Source organism: Lelliottia sp. SL45 (genome assembly GCF_026672535.1).
GTDB classification, from domain to species: domain Bacteria; phylum Pseudomonadota; class Gammaproteobacteria; order Enterobacterales; family Enterobacteriaceae; genus Enterobacter; species Enterobacter nimipressuralis.
The window spans coordinates 287351-308324 of the sequence record NZ_JAPPRH010000003.1 but is presented as its reverse complement, the minus strand read 5'-3'; the positions used below and the strand labels follow the sequence as shown (position 1 = coordinate 308324).

Below are 20974 nucleotides of genomic sequence, written 5' to 3'. Positions count from 1 at the left end.
CATGATGGTAAACGTGAAAAAATTCAGGTCAGGCAAGCCCGAAACGGCTTGCCGAAGACATTACGCGCCGGCGGCTAACAGCAGTTCAGCAATCGCGTGATAGCCTTTTTCGCGCGCCAGTTCGAGCGGGGTTTTCCCGTATTTGTCGGTCATGTGCGGATTGGCGCCGTGGTCGAGGAGTAATTTGACGATCTCCTGCTGTTTCGCCCCGCCGTCGTTGAGGACGATGGCTTCCAGCAAGGGCGTCCAGCCGACAAAGTTGGTGTGGTTTACGTTGATATCCGTATGCGCCAGCAGCTCGCGGACAATCTCCACGTGGCCTTTTTCGCTCGCGGGGGTAATCCCCACGCCGCCAAAGCGTGACAAGCGATCGAGATCCGGATTGGCCGGCAGGACGATGCGCAGCAAGGTAAGGTCATTCGTCAGGCAGCTAATTAAGAACGGGTTAAAACAGGTCTGGTCCTGTTTATCGATATCCGCACCGGCGGAAATAAGGAATTCAACGCAAGGATAATGCTTTTTCAGGCTGGCAATAATAATGGCGGTTCTTTTCTGGCGATTGGTGGCATTGATGTCCACCCCTTTTTCCAGACAGGCTTTGAGTGCATCCAGATTGCCCTGCTCTGCCGCCAGCAGAAATTCAGTAACGAGTTCATTTGCAGACATATTCAGACTCCGATGTTTTCATTTCTGATGACCTGAGAATAGCAACAGCCCCGTGATAAAAGAATCCGCTTAAATTTCATTCATCGTAAGGACAGTGATTATTGAATGGAAATCAACAGTCGGGCCAAAACGTGCGTCGGTGCAATGTTTTTCTTATCGTTGACGCCCTTTTCCGCCGTAAAAGCGCATTCTGCTTATATCTCGACACGCCTTGCCTGGCGCGGCCTGAAACAAAATAGCAGAAGTGTGATAGTGCTCAAACGAGATGTAACTGCAGTGTTAAATATTGTTCAAAACTGATTGCCGTTGCGGGCGATTACAAATAGATTCAACAATACCGCCGGGGCTTATGTGAGGGGCTGCGCCATGAATTCGATATTTACGGAAGAGAACCTGCTGGCCTTTACCGCCGCCGCACGCTTCGGCAGTTTTAGCAAAGCGGCCGAAGAGCTGGGCGTGACCACTTCCGCCATCAGCTACACCATCAAACGGATGGAGACGGGGCTGGACGTGGTGCTGTTTGTGCGCAATACGCGCAGCATCGAGCTGACGGAGTCCGGGTTTTACTTTTACCGTAAAGCGACGGATCTGCTCAATGACTTCCACGCCATCAAACGCGGGATAGATACCATTTCACAGGGTATCGAAGCGCGGGTGCGGATCTGTATCAACCAGCTGTTATACACCCCGCGTCATACCGCCCGGCTGTTACAGGTCTTAAAAAAACAGTTCCCCACCTGCCAGATCACCGTCACCACCGAGGTGTATAACGGCGTGTGGGATTCGATCATTAATAATCAGGCCAATATTGCGATTGGCGCGCCGGATACGCTGCTCGACGGCGGCGGGATTGATTACACGGAAATCGGCGCGATTCGCTGGGTTTTTGCCATTTCACCCCAGCATCCGCTGGCGTTTTCCCCGGAGCCGATTGCCGAGAGCCAGCTGCGCCTCTATCCCAACATCATGGTCGAAGACACGGCGCATACGATCAATAAAAAAGTGGGCTGGTTGCTGCACGGACAGGAGGCGATTCTGGTGCCGGACTTTAACACCAAATGTCAGTGTCAGATTTTGGGCGAGGGAATTGGATTTTTACCGGAACATATGGCGCGCGAAGCGGTAGAGGATGGATTACTGGTGACACGACGCATTAATAATCCGCGCCAGGACTCGCGCATGCTGCTGGCCACGCAGCATGCCGCGACCGGCCAGGTGACCCGCTGGATCAAACAGCAGTTTGGGCCTCAGGGGGTACTGACCGGGATATATAGCGATTTACTGTGGCGTGATTAACGCGCGTTTTTAATCGCGGCTCTGCACCCAGAAGGCGTGAATAAGCCCCGGGATGTAACCCAGCAGCGTCAGAATGATATTCAGAATAAACGCCCAGCCGAAACCTTTACCGAGCAGAACACCCAGTGGCGGGATCAGAATAGTAATAACGATACGCCAGAAACCCATACTTTCTCCATTCAAGCTAAAAAAAGAACATTGTTAAAAAAAGTTTTAACGTTAAGCGTAGCGAGTTTACCGTGTCGCGCCATTCCTTAAGTCTGCTTTTACGCTCCTTTACCCTTTTTACAATCACTTAGACTAACGATTAAGGGGTATTCACGCGTTACACCTGTACCCGGCTGATGACGTGGGCTAAGGTAAGAAATACCAAAACGAGGAGGACATTATGTTTACTGTTGGAGATGTTGTGCAGCCACGTATGGGCGGGCCAAAGCTGAAAGTCGTTGAAGTGCATGACGATCAAATTGTTGCCGTGCAGGCGAGCAATGAGCAGGGAGAGAAGTTTACGCTGAAGGCGGCGGATGTGGCGTTGTATAAAGAAGACGGCGATTTCGGCGTCTGCTGAAAGCTCAGGGCGGTGAGATACCGCCCTGATGTGAAATCACTTAGATTAAGAAATCATCCAGTGACTGGCCATTTGCCAGCGCAGTGGCAATTGGCTTAGGCGTACGGCCCTGGCCGGTCCAGGTTTTCACTTCGCCGTTAGCGTCAGTAAAACGGTATTTCGCTTCACGCGCCTGGCGTTTTTGCGGCTGGCTGGCACCTTTCAAAACGTCTTTACCCAGCAGATCTTCTGGAGAAATACCGTCAGCTTTCATCAGCTCTAACAGAGCATTAATTTTCTGCTGCTGTTCAGCCTGCTGACTCTGCATTTCATCTTGCTCATTACGTTTTTCTTCCGTAACAATGCGGAATTTTTCCAGCATTTCTTCAAGCACATCAACAGAAAACTCGCGCGCCATTGCGCGAAGGGTACGGATATTATTAAGATTTTGTAACATTGAAGACATATTACTGAAGACCTTTTATGAGTTGATTCAATGAGCAATAGTTCAATATGGTAATCCACTTTACTTTGAATATCCAGCGAGATTCCTCCCAGACTTTTATTAAGGATATTCAACAATATTTAATTAATTATCCTTACCTTTATTTGCATTGCATTCAATATTGCTTTTGTTTATCTCACACTTTCTATTTCTTCTGAGCAGGTTTTTGACCAAACGCTGCCCCTCTCTCGCGCAATGCTGAATAATCACTCAACTGTTAAGCATAACTAAACAAGATAACGTTCAGAACAATTCACCACTAAACAGGCGAAAATAGAACATTAATAATACGTAGCGACGTTTTTACCCGTTCGGAAGTTGAGTCTGCTGAGACGATAATTTTCTCGAATACATCTTATTGCTCATACTCACTCATTTAATTGATTTACAAGCATATTTGCAAGATAAAAACAGAAAGCACCACCGTAGAGAAAAAGTGGGATGTTTTAGAGCATTTCGTGGACAAAAGGTCATTAAATAAATATTTTTCACTCATTGTGACTTTCAAAGCAGAGAGATACTCTATACACGCTCAACAAACCAACCTAAAGCACCATTTGCTGCAGGTAAAATCTCTGTTTTGTGTTCTTCTCAAGGAGTTCGGACATGTTCTCACCGCAGTCTCGCCTGCGCCATGCAGTTGCAGACACTTTCGCGATGGTCGTCTACTGTTCCGTAGTGAACATGCTGATCGAGATATTCCTCTCCGGAATGTCTTTTGAGCAGTCCCTTTCTTCAAGACTGGTGGCCATTCCGGTCAACATTCTTATTGCATGGCCGTATGGTTTTTACCGTGACGCCGTTATGCGCCTGGCGCGCCGTTTTAGCCCGTCGGGCTGGCTCAAAAACCTGGCAGACGTGCTGGCTTACGTCACCTTCCAGTCACCGGTGTATGTGGCGATTTTGCTGACCGTCGGCGCAGACTGGCATCAGATTGCGGCTGCCGTCAGCTCGAATATTGTGGTGTCGATGTTGATGGGTGCGGCCTATGGCTACTTCCTGGACTACTGTCGCCGCCTGTTTAAAGTCAGCCAGTATCATCAGTCTCAGGCGTAAAGTGCTGCGACTGGCCGCTGCCAGTCGCACGTTTATTGCGGTTCGCCAAACAGACCTGTCAGAAATCGCTCCAGCGCCATGCGGGAGCTAAAACCATGCGGAATACCGTAATGCTGGTGCCGTTCTCCGGCTAAATACAGCGGAAATTCCTGATAATGATCGCAGGTTTTGATATCCGTGGCAGGTTCAGCAAACGACAAACTACGGTCTTTAAGGGTGGGGTGAATAATCAGCGCAGTGCGTCCCATTCGGGCTTCGCGGTTAACATAGACATAATTATCGCCACGGCGATATCCGTATGTTTTTTGAGTCACTGCATCCATGATGAAACCCGCTTTTTCAAGAACGCGCGCCACCTCATCGGGTCGTAAATACATATTTTATCCTCGTTATCTTTTCCTGCGGGCCAACCTTACAATAATCATCGTTGGCAACGCTTTCAGATAAATCCATAAAGGCCACGATAAGTCGTGACTCGCTTCAGATATTAAAAACCTGGACTAAACTGTGTGTGAACGCAAAATTATGGAGGATCGTATGTTTAACAGACCGAACCGAAACGATATTAATGACGACGCTCAGGATATTCGTAACGATGTCAGCCAATTAGCCGACACACTGGAGGATGTATTGAAATCTTGGGGCTCTGATGCAAAGGATGAGGCGGATGTCGCCAGACGTAAGGCTCAGTCTCTGCTGCGTGAAACCCGCGCCCGGATGCATGGCCGCTCACGCACCACGCAGGCCGCCTGCGATGCGATTGGCTGTGCCAATACCTTTATCCGTGAAAAACCGTTGTACGCTGTGGGGACCGTTGCCGCAGTAGGGATTTTTATCGGTGCCTTGCTGACGCTGCGTAAATAACCTTAAAACGCGTCATTTGCTGACCCTCGTTCGCCTCTGCGATCGGGGGTTTTTATTTTTACGGTCAAAAAAACGCCAGAAGCCGTGTGCAGCCTGCCCCTCCTCGCATCGCTCATCATCAAGGCAAAATCAATTGATAAATCCCATATCTTGTATGGTTGAAACTTACATCAACTACATCTAGTATTCCCTCTAACAAGACACACACAACCCGACGCGCTCATTCGCGCCGCTCCTTCATTCTAAATGGAAATACGAATCATGAGCATTACTATTTACACTCGTAACGACTGTGTTCAGTGCCACGCCACGAAACGTGCAATGGAAAACCGTGGCGTCGCGTTTGAGATGGTGAATGTGGACTTGCAGCCCGATGCGGCAGACGCCCTGCGCGCGCAAGGATTTCGTCAGCTTCCGGTGGTGATCGCCGGGGAAACCAGCTGGTCAGGCTTTCGCCCGGACATGATTAATCGCCTGCAAACGCAGGCCGTCAGCGCATGAGTCTGCTCGTCTACTTCTCCAGCAGCTCGGAAAATACGCTGCGCTTTATCGAGCGTCTCGGGCTGCCCGCCGTGCGTATTCCGCTTAACGAGCGCGAGCGCATTCAGGTAGACGAGCCTTATATTCTGGTGGTCCCCAGCTATGGCGGCGGTGGAACGGCGGGCGCGGTGCCCCGTCAGGCAATCCGCTTTCTTAATGATCCCCACAACCGGGCGCTGATTCGCGGTGTGATCGCCGCAGGCAATCGCAATTTTGGCGACGCGTTCTGCCGTGCCGGGGATGTTATCTCTCAAAAGTGCGGCGTGCCGTATCTCTATCGTTTTGAACTGATGGGGACACAGCAGGACGTAGAGAACGTGCGTAAAGGAGTGAACGAATTTTGGCAACGACAACCGCAGAACGCGTAGTGCAAGGCTCAACGGATTACCATGCCCTGAACGCTATGCTGAACCTCTACGATCGCGAGGGGAATATTCAGTTTGGCAAAGACCACGAGGCGGTGGAGGCCTTTTTTGCCGCCCACGTCCGCCCGAACACGCTCTCTTTTGCCAGCCAGCAGGCGCGCCTCGACTATCTGGTCAACGAAGGTTATTACGAAGCGCGGGTGCTGACGCGCTACGATCGCGACTTTGTGGTGAAACTGTTTGAACGCGCTCACGCCAGCGGTTTCCGTTTCCAGACGTTCCTCGGCGCCTGGAAGTATTACACCAGCTACACGCTCAAAACCTTCGACGGCAAACGCTATCTGGAAAGTTTTGAAGATCGCGTCTGTATGGTGGCCTTAACGCTCGCGCAGGGCGATGAAGCGCTGGCACAACAGCTGACGGACGAGATCCTCTCGGGCCGCTTCCAGCCCGCCACGCCAACATTCCTCAACTGCGGGAAAGCCCAGCGCGGTGAGCTGGTCTCCTGCTTCCTGCTGCGCATCGAAGACAATATGGAGTCGATTGGCCGGGCGGTGAACTCGGCCCTGCAGCTCTCCAAACGCGGGGGCGGCGTCGCGTTTCTGCTGTCGAATCTGCGGGAGTCCGGCGCGCCGATCAAGCGCATCGAAAACCAGTCCTCTGGCGTGATCCCGGTGATGAAAATGCTGGAAGATGCGTTTTCCTACGCTAACCAGCTGGGTGCGCGTCAGGGCGCGGGCGCGGTGTATCTCCACGCCCATCACCCGGACATCCTGCGGTTTCTCGATACCAAACGCGAAAACGCCGATGAAAAAATCCGCATCAAAACGCTGTCCCTCGGGGTGGTGATCCCGGATATCACCTTCCAGCTGGCGAAAGAGAATGCCGAGATGGCCCTCTTCTCGCCATATGACATTGAGCGCATCTACGGCAAGCCGTTTGGCGATGTGGCCATAAGCGAGCTGTACGACGAACTGGTCGCTGACGATCGCATTCGCAAAAAAACCATTAATGCCCGCGACTTCTTCCAGACGCTGGCCGAGATCCAGTTCGAGTCCGGCTACCCGTACATCATGTATGAAGATACGGTGAACCGCGCTAACCCGATTGCCGGGCGCATCAACATGAGCAACCTGTGCTCGGAGATTTTGCAGGTCAACAGCGCGTCGACTTACGACGAGAATCTGGATTACGCCGAAACAGGCAAAGATATCTCCTGCAACCTTGGCTCACTGAATATTGCCCACACCATGGATTCCCCGAATTTTGGCCGCACTGTGGAAACCGCGATTCGTGGCCTGACGGCGGTGTCGGACATGAGCCACATCCGCAGCGTGCCGTCGATCGAAGCCGGGAATGCCGCGTCTCACGCCATCGGACTGGGACAGATGAATTTGCACGGCTATCTGGCGCGCGAAGGCATTCCTTACGGCAGTGCCGAAGGGCTGGATTTCACCAATTTCTATTTCTACACCATCACCTGGCATGCCTTGCATACTTCAATGATGCTGGCCCGCGAGCGTAACCAGCGCTTCGCCGGGTTTGAACAGTCGCGCTACGCCAGCGGAGAGTATTTTAATCAGTATCTGGAAAGTGACTGGCAGCCGAAAACCGAGAAAGTGCGGGCGTTGTTCGCCCGTGCCGGGGTCCCGATTCCGACGCGCGAGATGTGGCAGCAGCTGCGCGCCGACGTCATGCAGTACGGCATCTACAACCAGAACCTGCAGGCGGTGCCGCCTACCGGATCGATTTCCTATATCAACCACGCGACGTCGAGCATTCACCCTATCGTCTCGAAAATTGAGATCCGCAAGGAAGGCAAAACCGGACGCGTCTACTATCCCGCGCCGTTTATGACCAACGAGAACCTGGCGCTCTATCAGGATGCCTATGAAATCGGCCCGGAGAAGATTATTGATACCTACGCCGAGGCGACCCGCCATGTGGATCAGGGGCTGTCGCTGACGTTGTTCTTCCCCGATACCGCCACCACGCGCGATATCAACAAGGCGCAGATTTACGCCTGGAAGAAAGGCATCAAAACCCTGTACTACATTCGCCTGCGTCAGCTTGCGCTGGAAGGCACCGAAATTGAAGGCTGCGTGTCCTGCGCGCTGTAAGGAGAAAGGATGAAACTGTCACGCGTATGCGCCGTTAACTGGAACAAAATTCAGGACGATAAAGATCTGGAGGTGTGGAACCGCCTGACCAGCAACTTCTGGCTGCCGGAAAAAGTGCCGCTCTCCAACGATATTCCGGCGTGGGCCACCCTCAGCCACGCCGAACAGCAGCTGACCATCCGTGTGTTTACCGGGCTGACGCTGCTGGACACTATTCAGAACACCGTCGGCGCCCCGGCGCTGATGGCGGATTCACTGACGCCTCACGAAGAGGCGGTGATGTCGAATATCAGCTTTATGGAGGCGGTCCACGCCCGTTCCTACAGCTCGATTTTCTCGACGCTGTGCCAGACCAAAGATGTGGATGCGGCCTATACCTGGAGCGAAGAGAGTGCCCCGCTCCAGCGCAAAGCCCAGCTGGTGCTGGAGTATTACCAGGCCGATGAGCCGCTGAAGAAGAAAATCGCCAGCGTGTTCCTGGAATCTTTCCTCTTCTATTCCGGCTTCTGGCTGCCGATGTACTGGTCGAGTCGCGGCAAGCTGACCAACACCGCCGATTTGATTCGCCTGATCATCCGCGACGAAGCGGTTCACGGGTATTACATCGGCTATAAATATCAGAAAGGGCTGGAGAAAATTAGCGAAGCAAAACGCGAGGAGCTGAAAGGTTTTGCGCTGGATTTGCTGATGGATCTTTATGACAACGAGCTGAGCTACACGGAAGAGCTGTATGCGGGAACCGGCTGGGAGGAGGATGTCAAAGCGTTCCTCTGCTACAACGCCAACAAAGCGCTGATGAATCTCGGCTATGAGGCGCTGTTCCCGCCGGAGATGGCGGAGGTGAATCCGGCGATTCTGGCGGCGCTCTCGCCGAATGCCGACGAAAACCACGACTTCTTCTCCGGGTCCGGCTCATCCTACGTGATGGGTAAAGCGGTGGAAACGGAGGACGAGGACTGGGATTTTTAGCACGGTATTTTTCCCTTCATTTTAACCCTCTCCCTTTCGGGAGAGGGGATCGTCAAATCGCCAGACCTAACGCTCGTTAATTTAATATAAATCCCATTTTTCCCCACAAATATTCCCTGTAATCTATACTGTAATTCCAGCGTCATATTCTCCTGAATCATTCCGATCCAGAAGAAATTCCCCGACCGCGCGGCAAAAATCTCAGAAAAATTCGACACCCGCTCAGCCCTTACCTCATGGGAAATTCAGCCATTTCACCACCGGCAAAATTCGTGCCACACGCGGCACAAGGGTTGTCTCAGATTCTCAGTATGTTAGGGTATGGCCAGTTCATTATTTTTAATGGTATTGATATCGACGCTAATAAATAACGGGAATTACTCTATTGCATGGCAATTAAATTAGAAGTTAAAAATCTCTATAAAGTATTTGGCGAGCATCCACAGCGCGCGTTCAAATATATTGAAAAAGGACTTTCAAAAGAACAAATCCTGGAGAAGACAGGATTATCCCTTGGCGTTAAAGACGCCAGTCTGGCAATTGAAGAAGGCGAGATTTTCGTCATCATGGGGTTATCCGGTTCGGGTAAATCCACTATGGTTCGCCTTCTCAATCGCCTGATTGAACCCACCCGCGGACAGGTGCTGATTGATGGCGTTGATATCGCCAGAATATCTGACGCCGAGCTTCGTGAGGTGCGCAGGAAAAAGATTGCGATGGTCTTCCAGTCATTCGCGCTAATGCCACATATGACGGTACTGGATAATACCGCTTTCGGTATGGAATTAGCGGGAATCCCTGCGGCGATTCGCCAGGAAAAAGCGCTGGATGCATTACGCCAGGTGGGACTGGAAAATTATGCCCACGGCTATCCGGATGAACTTTCTGGCGGTATGCGTCAGCGCGTCGGTTTAGCCCGCGCATTAGCCATCAATCCCGATATTTTATTAATGGATGAAGCCTTCTCGGCCCTCGATCCATTAATTCGTACCGAGATGCAGGATGAGCTGGTAAAACTGCAGGCAAAACATCAGCGAACCGTGGTCTTTATTTCCCACGATCTCGATGAAGCGATGCGTATTGGCGATCGTATTGCCATTATGCAAAATGGCGAAGTGGTGCAGGTCGGTACGCCGGACGAAATTCTGAATAATCCGGCCAATGATTATGTGCGCACCTTCTTCCGGGGCGTGGATATTAGCCAGGTGTTTAGCGCGAAAGATATTTCCCGCCGCGCGCTGGATGGCATTATTCGCCGCACGCCAGGGTTTGGCCCGCGCTCGGCGCTGAAACTGCTGCAGGACGAAGACCGCGAATATGGCTATGTCATTGAGCGCGGTAATAAATTTGTAGGCATTGTCTCCATCGACTCTCTGAAAAAAGCGCTTAGCGAAAACCAGGGAATCGATGCGGCGTTACTCGACGCTCCGCTTGCCGTGGACGCCGAAACGCCGCTCAGCGAGTTGCTCTCTCACGTCGGCCAGGCACCCTGCGCGGTTCCGGTCATTGGAGAAGAACAACAGTACGTCGGCATCATCTCAAAACGCATGTTGCTGCAGGCTTTAGATCGCGAGGGGGCAAACAATGGCTGATCAATCTAATCCGTGGGGAACCACAGAAGCGGCAGATAGCGCCGCACAATCGGCAGACGCATGGGGAACTTCTGCGCCTGCGCCCGCTGACGGCGGTAGCACCGCCGACTGGCTCAACAGCGCTCCGGCGCCCGCACCAGAACATTTCAATATTATGGACCCGTTCCATAAAACCCTGATCCCGCTGGACAGCTGGGTGACCGAAGGCATCGACTGGGTGGTGACCCACTTCCGTCCGGTGTTCCAGGGCATTCGCGTTCCGGTGGATTACATCCTCAACGGCTTCCAGCAGATGATGCTCGGAATGCCCGCGCCTGTTGCCATTGCGCTGTTCGCGCTCATTGCGTGGCAGTTCGGCAGTGCAGGTATGGGGATCGCCACACTTATTTCACTGATTTTGATTGGTGCTATCGGTGCCTGGTCTCAGGCGATGATTACTCTGGCGCTGGTGCTCACCGCCCTGCTGTTCTGCGTGGTAATCGGTTTGCCGATGGGCATATGGCTGGCACGCAGCCCGAGGGCGGCGAAAATTATTCGTCCGCTGTTGGATGCGATGCAAACCACGCCGGCGTTTGTCTATCTGGTGCCTATCGTAATGCTGTTCGGGATCGGTAACGTACCGGGCGTGGTAGTGACCATTATCTTCGCCTTGCCGCCGATTATCCGTCTGACCATTCTGGGGATTAACCAGGTGCCAGCCGATCTGATCGAAGCGTCACGCTCGTTCGGTGCCAGCCCGCGTCAGATGCTGTTTAAAGTGCAGCTCCCGCTGGCGATGCCCACCATTATGGCAGGCGTGAACCAGACGCTGATGCTCGCCCTCTCGATGGTGGTGATCGCCTCAATGATTGCCGTGGGTGGCCTTGGCCAGATGGTCCTGCGCGGTATCGGTCGTCTCGATATGGGACTGGCCACCGTGGGCGGCGTCGGGATCGTGATCCTCGCCATTATTCTTGACCGCCTGACTCAGGCAGTCGGTCGCGATTCACGCAGTCGCGGCAACCGTCGCTGGTACAGCACCGGCCCGGTCGGGTTGATTACCCGTCCATTCATTAAATAAGGAACAACGATGCGACATAACATCCTTTTTGCCACAGCGTTTGCCACCCTTGTCTCTACCAGCGCATTCGCCGCTGACCTGCCGGGTAAAGGCATTACCGTTCAACCGGTACAGAGCACAATTTCGGAAGAGTCCTTCCAGACCATGATCGTCAGCCGCGCCCTGGAAAAACTGGGTTATACGGTCAATAAACCGAGCGAAGTGGATTACAACGTAGGCTATACCTCGATTGCCTCTGGCGATGCGACCTTTACCGCCGTGAACTGGCAGCCGCTGCATGATGATATGTATGCCGCTGCCGGCGGGAGTAAGAAGTTTTACCGCGAAGGCACCTTCGTGACCGGCGCTGCGCAGGGCTATTTGGTCGACAAGAAAACCGCCGACAAATACCACATCACCAATGTTGAGCAGCTTAAAGATCCGAAGATCGCCAAACTGTTCGACACCAACGGTGACGGCAAAGCCGACATGATGGGCTGTTCGCCGGGCTGGGGCTGTGAGGCGGTGATTAACCACCAGAACAAAGCCTTCGATCTGGAAAAGACCGTCGACGTGAGCCACGGTAACTACTCCGCAATGATGGCAGATACCATCGCCCGCTTTAAAGAGGGTAAACCGGTGATCTACTACACCTGGACGCCGTACTGGGTGAGCGACGTGCTGAAGCCAGGTAAAGACGTGGTGTGGCTGCAGGTACCGTTCTCTTCTCTGCCAGGTGAGCAGAAAGATATCGACACCAAGCTGCCAAACGGCATGAACTACGGTTTCCCGGTGAACACCATGCATATCGTCGCGAACAAAGCCTGGGCTGAGAAAAATCCGGCGGCGGCGAAGCTGTTCTCGGTGATGAAACTGCCGCTGGCTGATATCAACGCGCAGAATGCGATGATGCATGAAGGCAAATCGTCTGAAGCCGATGTCCAGGGTCACGTTGACGGCTGGATCAAAGCCCACCAGCAGCAGTTTGACGGCTGGGTGAACGAGGCGCTGGCAGCGCAGAAGTAACGCTTTTCCCTTGCCTCGCCCTCTCCCGTCGGGAGGGGGTTAGGGTTAGGGCATCAAACTCCCCCCAGGCCTAAACCGCACAAACCACCACGCAACAAATCCCCAACATTCACATTCATCCGTTATGATGGTTTCTGAAAAAATAATCACTTAACTCACGATTCCTGACTCTCATGACGAAAACTTCTCAAGGGCTTAGCCCGGCACTTATTCTGCTCATGTCTGTGGCTACCGGCCTTGCGGTGGCCAGTAACTACTATGCGCAACCTTTGCTCGACACCATCGCCCGCGCCTTTTCGCTCTCCGCCAGTTCCGCCGGTTTTATTGTGACGGCCGCCCAGCTCGGCTACGCCGCGGGCCTGCTGTTCCTCGTGCCGCTCGGCGATATGTTTGAACGCCGCAGACTGATCGTCTCCATGACGCTGCTGGCAGCGGGCGGGATGTTAATTACCGCCTCCAGCCAGTCGCTGGGGATGATGATCCTCGGTACGGCGCTGACCGGATTGTTCTCGGTCGTGGCCCAGATCCTCGTGCCGCTGGCCGCCACGCTCGCGGCGCCAGAAAAGCGCGGCAAAGTGGTAGGAACGATCATGAGCGGCCTGCTGCTGGGGATTTTGCTGGCGCGAACCGTTGCCGGGCTGCTGGCAAGTCTTGGCGGCTGGCGCACGGTCTACTGGGTCGCCAGCGTCCTGATGGTCGTGATGGCCTTTGCCCTGTGGCGCGGCCTGCCAAAAGTGAAGCAGGAGAACCATCTTAACTACCCTCAGCTTCTCGGCTCGGTGTTCAGCCTGTTCACCCAGGATAAACTTCTGAGAACGCGCGCGCTGTTGGGGTGTTTCACCTTTGCCAACTTCAGCATTTTGTGGACCTCAATGGCCTTCCTGCTGGCCTCGCCGCCATTCAACTATTCCGAAGGGGTAATTGGCCTGTTTGGTCTGGCGGGTGCGGCCGGTGCGCTGGGCGCTCGCCCTGCCGGTGGTCTGGCGGATAAAGGTAAATCACACCTGACAACTTCCGCCGGGCTGGTGATGCTGCTCCTCTCCTGGGCGGCAATCTGGTACGGGCATATCTCGGTGCTGTCGCTGATTGTCGGGATTCTGGTCCTCGACCTGACCGTACAGGGCGTGCATATCACTAACCAGACGGTGATCTATCGCGTGAAGCCCGACGCACGTAACCGCCTGACTGCCGGTTACATGACCAGCTACTTTATCGGCGGTGCAGCAGGCTCGCTGATCTCAGCGTCCGCGTGGCAGCATTACGGCTGGACCGGCGTGTGCGTGGTCGGTACCCTTGTTGCAGCCGTTAACCTGCTCATCTGGTGGCGTGGCTATCACCTTCAGGAAGCCATTATCTAAGCTTTACATCGGTTTGGGGCTTCTTAGGGTGTTAAGCAGCCCCGCACTCTGTTAAGGTGAGCGTAATTATTTATCCCAGAAATTTTACTGTGGGTGACATATTAGAATACCGCATGAATAGTTCAGACCTACTGGCTGCTCCCGGCCCCATCAGATTGCCGACATTTCCGTTCTGTTTGAAACCTCATGCTGTTTCTCATCACCCGACCCCGTCTTTCGTGGGCGTTAGCCCTTTCATTTCTGTGCTTACCGGGTCACGGATTCGCCCGGCACTTTCTGACAGTGATATCAGTTTGGCGGATATAACCGCACAAATAATTCATTTACATTATTTGTCACTGTCGTTACTATATCGACTGTAATTAATGAGGTCATGCCCAAATGGATAGTTCGTTTACCCCAATTGAACAAATGCTTAAATTTCGCGCCAGTCGCTACGAGGACTTCCCATACCAGGAGATCCTGTTAACCCGTCTTTGCATGCACATGCAGGGTAAGCTGCTGGATAACCGCAATAAAATGCTGAAAGCTCAAGGGATTAACGAGACGTTGTTTATGGCGTTAATTACCCTGGAATCTCAGGAAGATCACAGCATTCAGCCCTCTGAATTGAGCTGCGCCCTGGGTTCCTCTCGCACTAACGCGACCCGCATCGCGGATGAGCTGGAAAAACGCGGCTGGATTGAACGCCGTGAAAGCGACAACGATCGCCGTTGCCTGCATCTGCAACTGACCGATAAAGGTCATGAATTCCTGCGTGGGGTGCTTCCACCTCAGCACAACTGTCTGCATCAACTCTGGTCTGCCCTGAGCACGACCGAGCGCGACCAGCTAGAGCACATCACTCGCAAGCTCCTCACCCGTCTGGATCAGATGGACGAAGAGGGCGCCATTCTCGAGGCGCTAAGCTAACGCGACGACACGCTCAACCATCCAGATTACATAAGAAATACTGATAGGCCAGCACGTTACACTGCTGGCCTTTCTGACAACAGGTCGGCCCAGCCGATGTGAAAATAAGAAGATCGTGGAGAACTACAATGAGCGCAAATGCGGAGAACACTCCCCCGCAGCAACCGGTCAACACTAAGAAAGGCAAACGCAAAAGCGCCCTTCTGCTGCTGACTTTGCTCTTTATTATTATTGCCGTGGCATATGGGATCTATTGGTTTTTAGTACTGCGTCATATTGAAGAGACCGATGACGCATACGTGGCAGGGAACCAGGTTCAGATTATGGCGCAGGTGTCGGGCAGCGTGACGAAAGTCTGGGCTGACAATACCGACTTTGTGCAAAAAGGAGATGTGCTGGTCACGCTCGATCCGACCGATGCGCAGCAGGCGTTTGAAAAAGCGCAGACGCAGCTGGCCTCAAGCGTGCGTCAAACCCGTCAGTCGATGATCAACAGCAAGCAGTTGCAGGCGAGCATCGACGTGCAGAAAACCGCCCTCGCGCAGGCGCAGAGCGACCTGAATCGTCGCGTACCGCTCGGCACCGCCAATCTGATTGGCCGTGAAGAGCTGCAACACGCGCGTGACGCCGTGGCCAGCGCGCAGGCGCAGCTTGACGTGGCAATCCAGCAGTATAACGCCAACCAGGCGATGATTCTGGGTACTCATCTTGAAGAGCAGCCTGCCGTTAAACAGGCGGCAACCGAAGTGCGTAACGCCTGGCTTGCCCTGCAACGTACTAAAATTGTCAGTCCGATGACCGGTTACGTCTCCCGTCGTTCCGTTCAGCCTGGCGCACAGATTAGCACCACAACGCCGCTGATGGCGGTGGTGCCGGCGAACAATCTGTGGGTAGATGCCAACTTCAAAGAGACGCAGCTGGCCCACATGCGCATCGGCCAGACCGCGACTATCGTCAGTGATATTTACGGCGACGACGTGAAGTACACCGGTAAAGTGGTCGGTCTGGATATGGGTACCGGCAGCGCGTTCTCCCTGCTGCCTGCGCAGAACGCCACCGGTAACTGGATCAAAGTGGTTCAGCGTCTGCCGGTTCGTATTGAACTGGACGCGAAACAGCTGACGGATCACCCGCTGCGTATCGGTCTGTCGACCCTGGTAACGGTAGATACCGCTGACCGCGAAGGTCAGATGCTGGCGAATCAGGTCCGAAACCATCCGGCCTATGAAAGCAACGCCCGTGAAATCAGCCTTGATCCGGTCAACAAGCTGATTGACGACATCGTGAAAGCGAACGCCGGTTAATCCGAAGGTGAGCGGTATGCAACAGCAAAAACCGCTGGAGGGGGCGCAGCTGGTCATTATGACCATTGCGCTGTCGCTGGCGACATTCATGCAGGTGCTGGACTCCACCATCGCAAACGTGGCGATCCCGACCATCGCCGGTAACCTTGGCTCGTCTCTGAGCCAGGGGACCTGGGTGATCACCTCGTTTGGGGTCGCGAATGCGATCTCCATTCCGATTACCGGGTGGCTTGCGAAACGCGTCGGGGAAGTTCGACTGTTCCTGTGGTCAACGGTGTTGTTCGTCATCGCCTCCTGGGCGTGCGGCATGTCCAACAGCCTGACCATGCTGATCTTCTTCCGTGTGATTCAGGGGATTGTCGCCGGGCCGTTAATCCCGCTCTCCCAGAGCTTGCTGCTGAATAACTACCCGCCCGCCAAGCGCTCAATCGCTCTGGCGCTGTGGTCGATGACCGTTATCGTCGCGCCGATCTGTGGCCCGATCCTCGGTGGGTATATCAGCGACAACTACCACTGGGGCTGGATCTTCTTCATCAACGTGCCCATCGGTGCGTTAGTGGTGCTGATGACGCTGCAATCCCTGCGCGGTCGGGAAACCAAAACCGAGCAGCGGCGCATCGACGGCGTGGGCCTGGCACTGTTGGTGTTAGGGATCGGCAGCCTGCAGATCATGCTGGACCGGGGTAAAGAGCTGGACTGGTTTGCGTCGCAGGAGATCATTGTCCTCACCGTGGTCGCCGTGGTGGCAATCAGCTTCCTGATTGTCTGGGAGCTGACGGACGATAACCCGATAGTCGATCTGTCGCTCTTTAAGTCGCGAAACTTCACCATCGGCTGCCTGTGTATCAGTCTTGCCTATATGCTCTATTTCGGCGCGATTGTTCTGCTGCCGCAGCTGTTGCAGGAGGTATACGGCTACACGGCAACCTGGGCGGGTCTAGCTTCGGCACCGGTCGGTTTGATTCCGGTCCTGCTGTCGCCGATTATTGGCCGCTTTGCTCATAAGCTCGACATGCGTCGACTGGTGACCTTCAGCTTTATTATGTATGCGGTGTGCTTCTACTGGCGTGCGTACACCTTCGAACCGGGAATGGACTTTGGCGCGTCCGCGTGGCCGCAGTTTATTCAGGGCTTCGCCGTGGCGTGCTTCTTTATGCCACTCACCACCATCACGCTCTCTGGCTTACCGCCGGAACGGATGGCGGCGGCATCGAGCCTGTCGAACTTCACCCGTACGCTGGCAGGCTCCATCGGGACGTCTATCACCACGACCCTGTGGACTAACCGCGAGTCGCTGCACCATGCGCAGCTGACGGAATCGGTGAATCCGTTTAACCCGAACGCCCAGCAGATGTACTCTGAGCTGCAAAGTATGGGGATGACGGAGCAGCAGGCGTCTGGCTGGATTGCCCAGCAGATCACCAACCAGGGATTGATTATCTCCGCCAACGAAATCTTCTGGATTTCTGCGGGTATTTTCATTCTGTTGCTGGGGTTAATCTGGTTTGCCAAACCGCCGTTCGGCGCGGGCGGTGGCGGCGGTGGCGCGCACTAACGCGCCGCTTCGCCGGGAAAGTTGTCCATTTCTCTACAGCTTCTGTCAGTCCTGATAAAGCAGCGCTCCTGAAATCGCTTCACGATAGTGAAAAGACAACAGGAGCGCATCATGCTGAAAAACCCCGCACAAAAATACCAACCCTATACGCCTGTCTCCCTGCCCGACCGTCGCTGGCCGGAGCAACGCATCACCCAGGCACCGCGCTGGCTCTCCACCGATTTACGCGATGGCAATCAGGCGCTGGCTGAACCGATGGACAGCGCGCGTAAACTGCAATTCTGGGATTTGCTCCTCGACTGTGGTTTTAAAGAGATTGAAGTCGCCTTCCCCTCCGCCTCGCAGACCGATTTCAATTTTGTCCGCCAGCTGATTGAAGAGAACCGCATTCCCGATGATGTCACTATTCAGGTGCTCACCCAGGCGCGGGAGGATTTGATTACGCGCACTTTCGAATCCTTACGCGGGGCAAAACAGGCAACGATTCATCTGTATAACGCCACCGCGCCGCTGTTCCGCCGCCTGGTGTTTGGCATGGATAAAGCTCAGATTATTGCGCTGGCCGTGCGCTCAACGCGCCAGATCCGCACCTTGTGCGAGGAAAACCCGCAGACACACTGGCAATACGAATACTCCCCGGAGACCTTCTGCTTTACCGAACCGGAATTTGCGCTGGAGATTTGTGAAGCCGTTGCGGAGATCTGGCAGCCGTGCGCGCAAAGGCCGATGATCATCAACCTGCCAGCAACCGTGGAAGTCAGCACGCCGAACGTCTACGCCGATCAGATTGAGTATTTTTGCCGCCACTTTAGCCGCCGCCACGATGTGTGCATTAGCGTTCACCCGCATAACGATCGCGGCACGGGCGTGGCAAGCGCAGAACTGGCGGTAATGGCAGGGGCCGATCGCGTGGAGGGCTGTCTGTTTGGCAACGGCGAACGCACGGGGAATGTCTGTCTGGTCACGCTGGCGATGAATTTATACAGCCAGGGTGTTAGCCCTCAGCTCGATTTCAGCAACATGACCCAGGTCGTCGAGGTGGTGGAGAGCTGCAATCAGCTGCCCGTTCATCCGCGCCATCCGTGGGCCGGGCGTCTGGCCTATACCGCCTTTTCCGGCTCCCATCAGGATGCGATCAAAAAAGGCTTCGATGCCCGTCAACCGGATGAACGCTGGGAGATGCCCTATCTGCCGGTCGATCCGCAGGATATCGGCTGTTCCTACGAGGCGGTTATCCGCGTTAACAGCCAGTCGGGGAAAAGCGGCAGCGCATGGCTGATTGAGCAAAATCACGGACTCAAATTGCCCCGCGCCCTGCAGCAAGATTTCAGCCAGCACGTACAACAAGAAACAGACAGCCACGGCAAAGAGATGACACAAAACGCGCTGTGGCAGCTTTTTCGGGCGCGTTACGGCCTGGTGGCAACGCCGCATTTTGCCCTGCAAAGCTACCGCAGTGAGAGTCAGCAGGACGGGCAGCTGCGCTTAACCGCCACTGTCGCCGTCGATGGCGGTACGCGCCAGCTTGAGGGGCAAGGAAACGGTCTGTTATCGGCGGCGGCCAGCGGGATGCGTCTCTGGCTGAGTACGCCGTTTGTGATTAAGGATTATCACGAACACTCGCTGGGCGAGCGCAGCGACAGCCGCTCGGTGGCCTATATTCGCTGTCTGTTTCAGGATGGCACTAGCCGCTGGGGTGTGGGCATCGATAACGACGTGGCGCGCGCCTCGCTTCAGGCGCTGTTAAACGCGGTCGGTTAAGCGTCTTTGAAATAGTCGCTGGGTGAGATCCCCATCACCCGGCGGAACATCGCCGTGAAGGCGCTGTGGCTGCCGTAGCCCAGATCGAGCGCCACGCGCAGCACCGGCTGGCCCTGCGCCAGACGCACCAGCGCTTCCAGCAGGCGCGCCCGTCGCGTCCATTCCCCGTAGCTCAACCCGGTCTGCTGCTGAAAATGGCGGTTCAGAGTACGTTCGCTCATGCTGGTGAGGCTGGCCGCCTGCGCGCTGCTCCAGTTATTCTCTGGCGCGCGGCGGATTTGCTGACAGAGCTGGCGCAGCGTGTCCGTCTCCGGTTCAGGCAAACAGAATGGCAGCACCGGCATCAGGCGGATTTCATCGAGGATCAGCTCATAAACGCGCTCGTCGCGGCTGCCGGGAGAATACGATTCAGGCAGATCGAATGCGCTGACGATCAGTTCACGCAGCAACGGGGAGATCTGTACGATCTGGCACGAGGCGGGAAGATCGGCGCGGGCCAGGGGATCGATAAACAACGTGCGCGCCGCCACCTTGCCGGTGATACGGATGGCGTGCTGTGTTCCGGCGGGCAGCCAGACGCCACGCCCCGGCGGGACCACCCAGCAGCCTGCTTTTGTATCGACCCGCACTACCCCACTCAGGCTGTGCAACAGCTGGGCACAGTCGTGCTGATGCCACGGCTCGCTGTCGCCGTGCTGATAGTCATGGGCGAAAGGAACCAACGGGCGATGGGTAAAGGAGAAGGTTGAGGTTGTCGTCATAGGGTTTTGCCGGATGGCGGCTGCGCCGTATCCGGCCTACCTGTCGATATTTCGGTAGGCCCGGTAGACGCAGCGCCACCGGGCATCTGCGGGCATCATGCTAGATGTGCAGTTCCTGCAGGGTTTCTTTCGGCAGCGCCAGCTCTTCATTGCTGTTCACGCGAACGTCACGATCGATGATGTGACGCGCGATTTCCTGCGCTTCTTCCAGAGAGTGCATCTGATAAGTGCCGCACTGGTAGATGTTCAGCTCAGGGATCTGGTTCTGCTCTTTCACTTTCAGCACGTCGGCCATCGCCGCTTTCCAGGCATCTGCCACGCGCGTTTCATCTGGCTGACCAATCAGGCTCATGTAGAAACCGGTACGACAGCCCATTGGAGAGATGTCGATGATTTCCACGCCGTTGCCGTTCAGGTGATCGCGCATGAAACCGGCGAACAGGTGCTCCAGAGTGTGAATGCCTTTTTCTGGCATCACTTCTTTGTTCGGCACACAGAAACGCAGGTCGAATACGGTGATTGTGTCGCCGTGCGGGGTATGCATGGTTTTCGCAACACGTACTGCAGGTGCTTCCATACGGGTATGGTCGACAGTGAAGCTATCTAATAACGGCATACGTCACCTCCGATAGTGATTATTTTTAAAATAAAATGAACTCTTTCTTCCACTGCGCGTCTGAGTATATGAAAGACGCGCATTTGTTATCATCATCCCTGATTTCAGAGATGTATATTTTG

The 20974-nt window shown here is 54.5% G+C and carries 23 protein-coding genes; 17 read left to right on the top strand and 6 right to left on the bottom strand.

Annotation, left to right across the window (positions count from 1 at the left end):
• Positions 1-60: 60 nt before the first annotated feature.
• Entirely contained in the window at positions 61-666 is a 606-nt protein-coding gene (locus tag OVA10_RS07470) for an ankyrin repeat domain-containing protein (protein ID WP_100779204.1), read from the bottom strand.
• A 105-nt stretch (positions 667-771) separates the two neighbouring features.
• On the opposite strand from OVA10_RS07470, the gene OVA10_RS07465 reads away from it, so the two are divergent.
• Both OVA10_RS07465 and OVA10_RS07460 read left to right on the top strand, forming a co-directional pair.
• On the top strand, positions 772-966 hold the full coding sequence (locus OVA10_RS07465) for a hypothetical protein (RefSeq protein ID WP_268195695.1): 195 nt from the start codon (positions 772-774) through the stop codon (positions 964-966).
• 66 nt (positions 967-1032) lie between these two features.
• Complete coding sequence (locus OVA10_RS07460; RefSeq protein ID WP_100779203.1) at positions 1033-1962, top strand: LysR substrate-binding domain-containing protein; 930 nt, start codon at positions 1033-1035, stop codon at positions 1960-1962.
• A 9-nt stretch (positions 1963-1971) separates the two neighbouring features.
• On the opposite strand, the gene OVA10_RS07455 is transcribed toward OVA10_RS07460, so the two are convergent.
• Entirely contained in the window at positions 1972-2130 is a 159-nt protein-coding gene (locus tag OVA10_RS07455) for a YqaE/Pmp3 family membrane protein (RefSeq protein ID WP_100779202.1), read from the bottom strand.
• Between the two features lie 220 nt (positions 2131-2350).
• On the opposite strand from OVA10_RS07455, the gene OVA10_RS07450 reads away from it, so the two are divergent.
• Positions 2351-2530, top strand: coding sequence for a hypothetical protein (locus OVA10_RS07450; RefSeq protein WP_100779201.1), 180 nt, complete (start codon positions 2351-2353; stop codon positions 2528-2530).
• Between the two features lie 40 nt (positions 2531-2570).
• On the opposite strand, the gene stpA is transcribed toward OVA10_RS07450, so the two are convergent.
• A complete protein-coding gene (gene stpA, locus OVA10_RS07445) occupies positions 2571-2975 on the bottom strand; it encodes a DNA-binding protein StpA (protein ID WP_100779200.1) in 405 nt (134 codons plus the stop codon).
• Between the two features lie 645 nt (positions 2976-3620).
• Between stpA and alaE the strand changes: the two genes are divergently transcribed.
• A complete protein-coding gene (gene alaE / locus OVA10_RS07440; RefSeq protein ID WP_107702974.1) occupies positions 3621-4070 on the top strand; it encodes an L-alanine exporter AlaE in 450 nt (149 codons plus the stop codon).
• Between the two features lie 32 nt (positions 4071-4102).
• Here alaE and OVA10_RS07435 read toward each other — a convergent pair whose 3' ends face one another.
• Positions 4103-4447 (bottom strand): DUF2002 family protein, encoded by a 345-nt coding sequence (locus OVA10_RS07435; protein ID WP_100779198.1) that lies wholly within the window; start codon positions 4445-4447, stop codon positions 4103-4105.
• Positions 4448-4607: 160 nt separating this feature from the next.
• On the opposite strand from OVA10_RS07435, the gene OVA10_RS07430 reads away from it, so the two are divergent.
• The 13 genes from OVA10_RS07430 (at position 4608) to leuA (ending at position 19475) form a co-directional block, all read left to right on the top strand.
• Positions 4608-4934 carry a DUF883 domain-containing protein gene (locus OVA10_RS07430; protein WP_100779197.1) on the top strand — a complete coding sequence of 109 codons (327 nt, stop codon included), beginning with the start codon at positions 4608-4610 and terminating at the stop codon, positions 4932-4934.
• Positions 4935-5195: 261 nt separating this feature from the next.
• Positions 5196-5435, top strand: a complete 240-nt coding sequence (nrdH, locus tag OVA10_RS07425; protein ID WP_100779196.1) for a glutaredoxin-like protein NrdH — start codon at positions 5196-5198, stop codon at positions 5433-5435.
• On the top strand, positions 5432-5842 hold the full coding sequence (nrdI, locus tag OVA10_RS07420; protein ID WP_100779195.1) for a class Ib ribonucleoside-diphosphate reductase assembly flavoprotein NrdI: 411 nt from the start codon (positions 5432-5434) through the stop codon (positions 5840-5842). Before nrdH ends, nrdI begins: the two co-directional genes overlap by 4 nt.
• A complete protein-coding gene (gene nrdE, locus OVA10_RS07415; protein WP_100779194.1) occupies positions 5815-7959 on the top strand; it encodes a class 1b ribonucleoside-diphosphate reductase subunit alpha in 2145 nt (714 codons plus the stop codon). The genes nrdI and nrdE overlap by 28 nt, the downstream gene beginning before the upstream one ends.
• A gap of 9 nt (positions 7960-7968) precedes the next feature.
• Positions 7969-8928, top strand: a complete 960-nt coding sequence (gene nrdF, locus OVA10_RS07410; RefSeq protein WP_248859053.1) for a class 1b ribonucleoside-diphosphate reductase subunit beta — start codon at positions 7969-7971, stop codon at positions 8926-8928.
• 389 nt (positions 8929-9317) lie between these two features.
• Entirely contained in the window at positions 9318-10520 is a 1203-nt protein-coding gene (gene proV, locus OVA10_RS07405; protein WP_102105411.1) for a glycine betaine/L-proline ABC transporter ATP-binding protein ProV, read from the top strand.
• Positions 10513-11580, top strand: coding sequence for a glycine betaine/L-proline ABC transporter permease ProW (proW, locus tag OVA10_RS07400; protein ID WP_100779191.1), 1068 nt, complete (start codon positions 10513-10515; stop codon positions 11578-11580). The genes proV and proW overlap by 8 nt, the downstream gene beginning before the upstream one ends.
• Positions 11581-11589: 9 nt before the next feature.
• Positions 11590-12585: a glycine betaine/L-proline ABC transporter substrate-binding protein ProX gene (gene proX / locus OVA10_RS07395; protein ID WP_100779190.1), complete on the top strand. Its 996-nt coding sequence runs from the start codon at positions 11590-11592 to the stop codon at positions 12583-12585.
• A gap of 173 nt (positions 12586-12758) precedes the next feature.
• Positions 12759-13943, top strand: coding sequence for an MFS transporter (locus OVA10_RS07390; RefSeq protein WP_181826749.1), 1185 nt, complete (start codon positions 12759-12761; stop codon positions 13941-13943).
• 381 nt (positions 13944-14324) lie between these two features.
• Complete coding sequence (mprA, locus tag OVA10_RS07385; protein ID WP_100779188.1) at positions 14325-14855, top strand: transcriptional repressor MprA; 531 nt, start codon at positions 14325-14327, stop codon at positions 14853-14855.
• 128 nt (positions 14856-14983) lie between these two features.
• Complete coding sequence (emrA, locus tag OVA10_RS07380) at positions 14984-16159, top strand: multidrug efflux MFS transporter periplasmic adaptor subunit EmrA (protein ID WP_100779187.1); 1176 nt, start codon at positions 14984-14986, stop codon at positions 16157-16159.
• 16 nt (positions 16160-16175) lie between these two features.
• On the top strand, positions 16176-17714 hold the full coding sequence (gene emrB, locus OVA10_RS07375; RefSeq protein WP_100779186.1) for a multidrug efflux MFS transporter permease subunit EmrB: 1539 nt from the start codon (positions 16176-16178) through the stop codon (positions 17712-17714).
• A 111-nt stretch (positions 17715-17825) separates the two neighbouring features.
• Positions 17826-19475, top strand: coding sequence for a 2-isopropylmalate synthase (leuA, locus tag OVA10_RS07370; protein ID WP_268195694.1), 1650 nt, complete (start codon positions 17826-17828; stop codon positions 19473-19475).
• Here leuA and OVA10_RS07365 read toward each other — a convergent pair.
• Both OVA10_RS07365 and luxS read right to left on the bottom strand, forming a co-directional pair.
• Positions 19472-20236 carry an AraC family transcriptional regulator gene (locus OVA10_RS07365; protein WP_102105413.1) on the bottom strand — a complete coding sequence of 255 codons (765 nt, stop codon included), beginning with the start codon at positions 20234-20236 and terminating at the stop codon, positions 19472-19474. The genes leuA and OVA10_RS07365 overlap by 4 nt on opposite strands.
• Before the next feature lie 100 nt (positions 20237-20336).
• Positions 20337-20852 carry an S-ribosylhomocysteine lyase gene (gene luxS, locus OVA10_RS07360; protein WP_100779183.1) on the bottom strand — a complete coding sequence of 172 codons (516 nt, stop codon included), beginning with the start codon at positions 20850-20852 and terminating at the stop codon, positions 20337-20339.
• Between the last annotated feature and the right edge of the window lie 122 nt (positions 20853-20974).

Excerpts from the sequence above, each read along its gene's own strand:
- OVA10_RS07470 (WP_100779204.1), bottom strand. The coding sequence starts at position 666 with ATGTCTGCAAATGAACTCGTTACTGAATTTCTGCTGGCGGCAGAGCAG.
- OVA10_RS07465 (WP_268195695.1), top strand. The coding sequence starts at position 772 with ATGGAAATCAACAGTCGGGCCAAAACGTGCGTCGGTGCAATGTTTTTC.
- OVA10_RS07460 (WP_100779203.1), top strand. The coding sequence starts at position 1,033 with ATGAATTCGATATTTACGGAAGAGAACCTGCTGGCCTTTACCGCCGCC.
- OVA10_RS07455 (WP_100779202.1), bottom strand. The coding sequence starts at position 2,130 with ATGGGTTTCTGGCGTATCGTTATTACTATTCTGATCCCGCCACTGGGT.
- OVA10_RS07450 (WP_100779201.1), top strand. The coding sequence starts at position 2,351 with ATGTTTACTGTTGGAGATGTTGTGCAGCCACGTATGGGCGGGCCAAAG.
- stpA (WP_100779200.1), bottom strand. The coding sequence starts at position 2,975 with ATGTCTTCAATGTTACAAAATCTTAATAATATCCGTACCCTTCGCGCA.
- alaE (WP_107702974.1), top strand. The coding sequence starts at position 3,621 with ATGTTCTCACCGCAGTCTCGCCTGCGCCATGCAGTTGCAGACACTTTC.
- OVA10_RS07435 (WP_100779198.1), bottom strand. The coding sequence starts at position 4,447 with ATGTATTTACGACCCGATGAGGTGGCGCGCGTTCTTGAAAAAGCGGGT.
- OVA10_RS07430 (WP_100779197.1), top strand. The coding sequence starts at position 4,608 with ATGTTTAACAGACCGAACCGAAACGATATTAATGACGACGCTCAGGAT.
- nrdH (WP_100779196.1), top strand. The coding sequence starts at position 5,196 with ATGAGCATTACTATTTACACTCGTAACGACTGTGTTCAGTGCCACGCC.
- nrdI (WP_100779195.1), top strand. The coding sequence starts at position 5,432 with ATGAGTCTGCTCGTCTACTTCTCCAGCAGCTCGGAAAATACGCTGCGC.
- nrdF (WP_248859053.1), top strand. The coding sequence starts at position 7,969 with ATGAAACTGTCACGCGTATGCGCCGTTAACTGGAACAAAATTCAGGAC.
- proV (WP_102105411.1), top strand. The coding sequence starts at position 9,318 with ATGGCAATTAAATTAGAAGTTAAAAATCTCTATAAAGTATTTGGCGAG.
- proW (WP_100779191.1), top strand. The coding sequence starts at position 10,513 with ATGGCTGATCAATCTAATCCGTGGGGAACCACAGAAGCGGCAGATAGC.
- proX (WP_100779190.1), top strand. The coding sequence starts at position 11,590 with ATGCGACATAACATCCTTTTTGCCACAGCGTTTGCCACCCTTGTCTCT.
- OVA10_RS07390 (WP_181826749.1), top strand. The coding sequence starts at position 12,759 with ATGACGAAAACTTCTCAAGGGCTTAGCCCGGCACTTATTCTGCTCATG.
- mprA (WP_100779188.1), top strand. The coding sequence starts at position 14,325 with ATGGATAGTTCGTTTACCCCAATTGAACAAATGCTTAAATTTCGCGCC.
- emrA (WP_100779187.1), top strand. The coding sequence starts at position 14,984 with ATGAGCGCAAATGCGGAGAACACTCCCCCGCAGCAACCGGTCAACACT.
- emrB (WP_100779186.1), top strand. The coding sequence starts at position 16,176 with ATGCAACAGCAAAAACCGCTGGAGGGGGCGCAGCTGGTCATTATGACC.
- leuA (WP_268195694.1), top strand. The coding sequence starts at position 17,826 with ATGCTGAAAAACCCCGCACAAAAATACCAACCCTATACGCCTGTCTCC.
- OVA10_RS07365 (WP_102105413.1), bottom strand. The coding sequence starts at position 20,236 with ATGACGACAACCTCAACCTTCTCCTTTACCCATCGCCCGTTGGTTCCT.
- luxS (WP_100779183.1), bottom strand. The coding sequence starts at position 20,852 with ATGCCGTTATTAGATAGCTTCACTGTCGACCATACCCGTATGGAAGCA.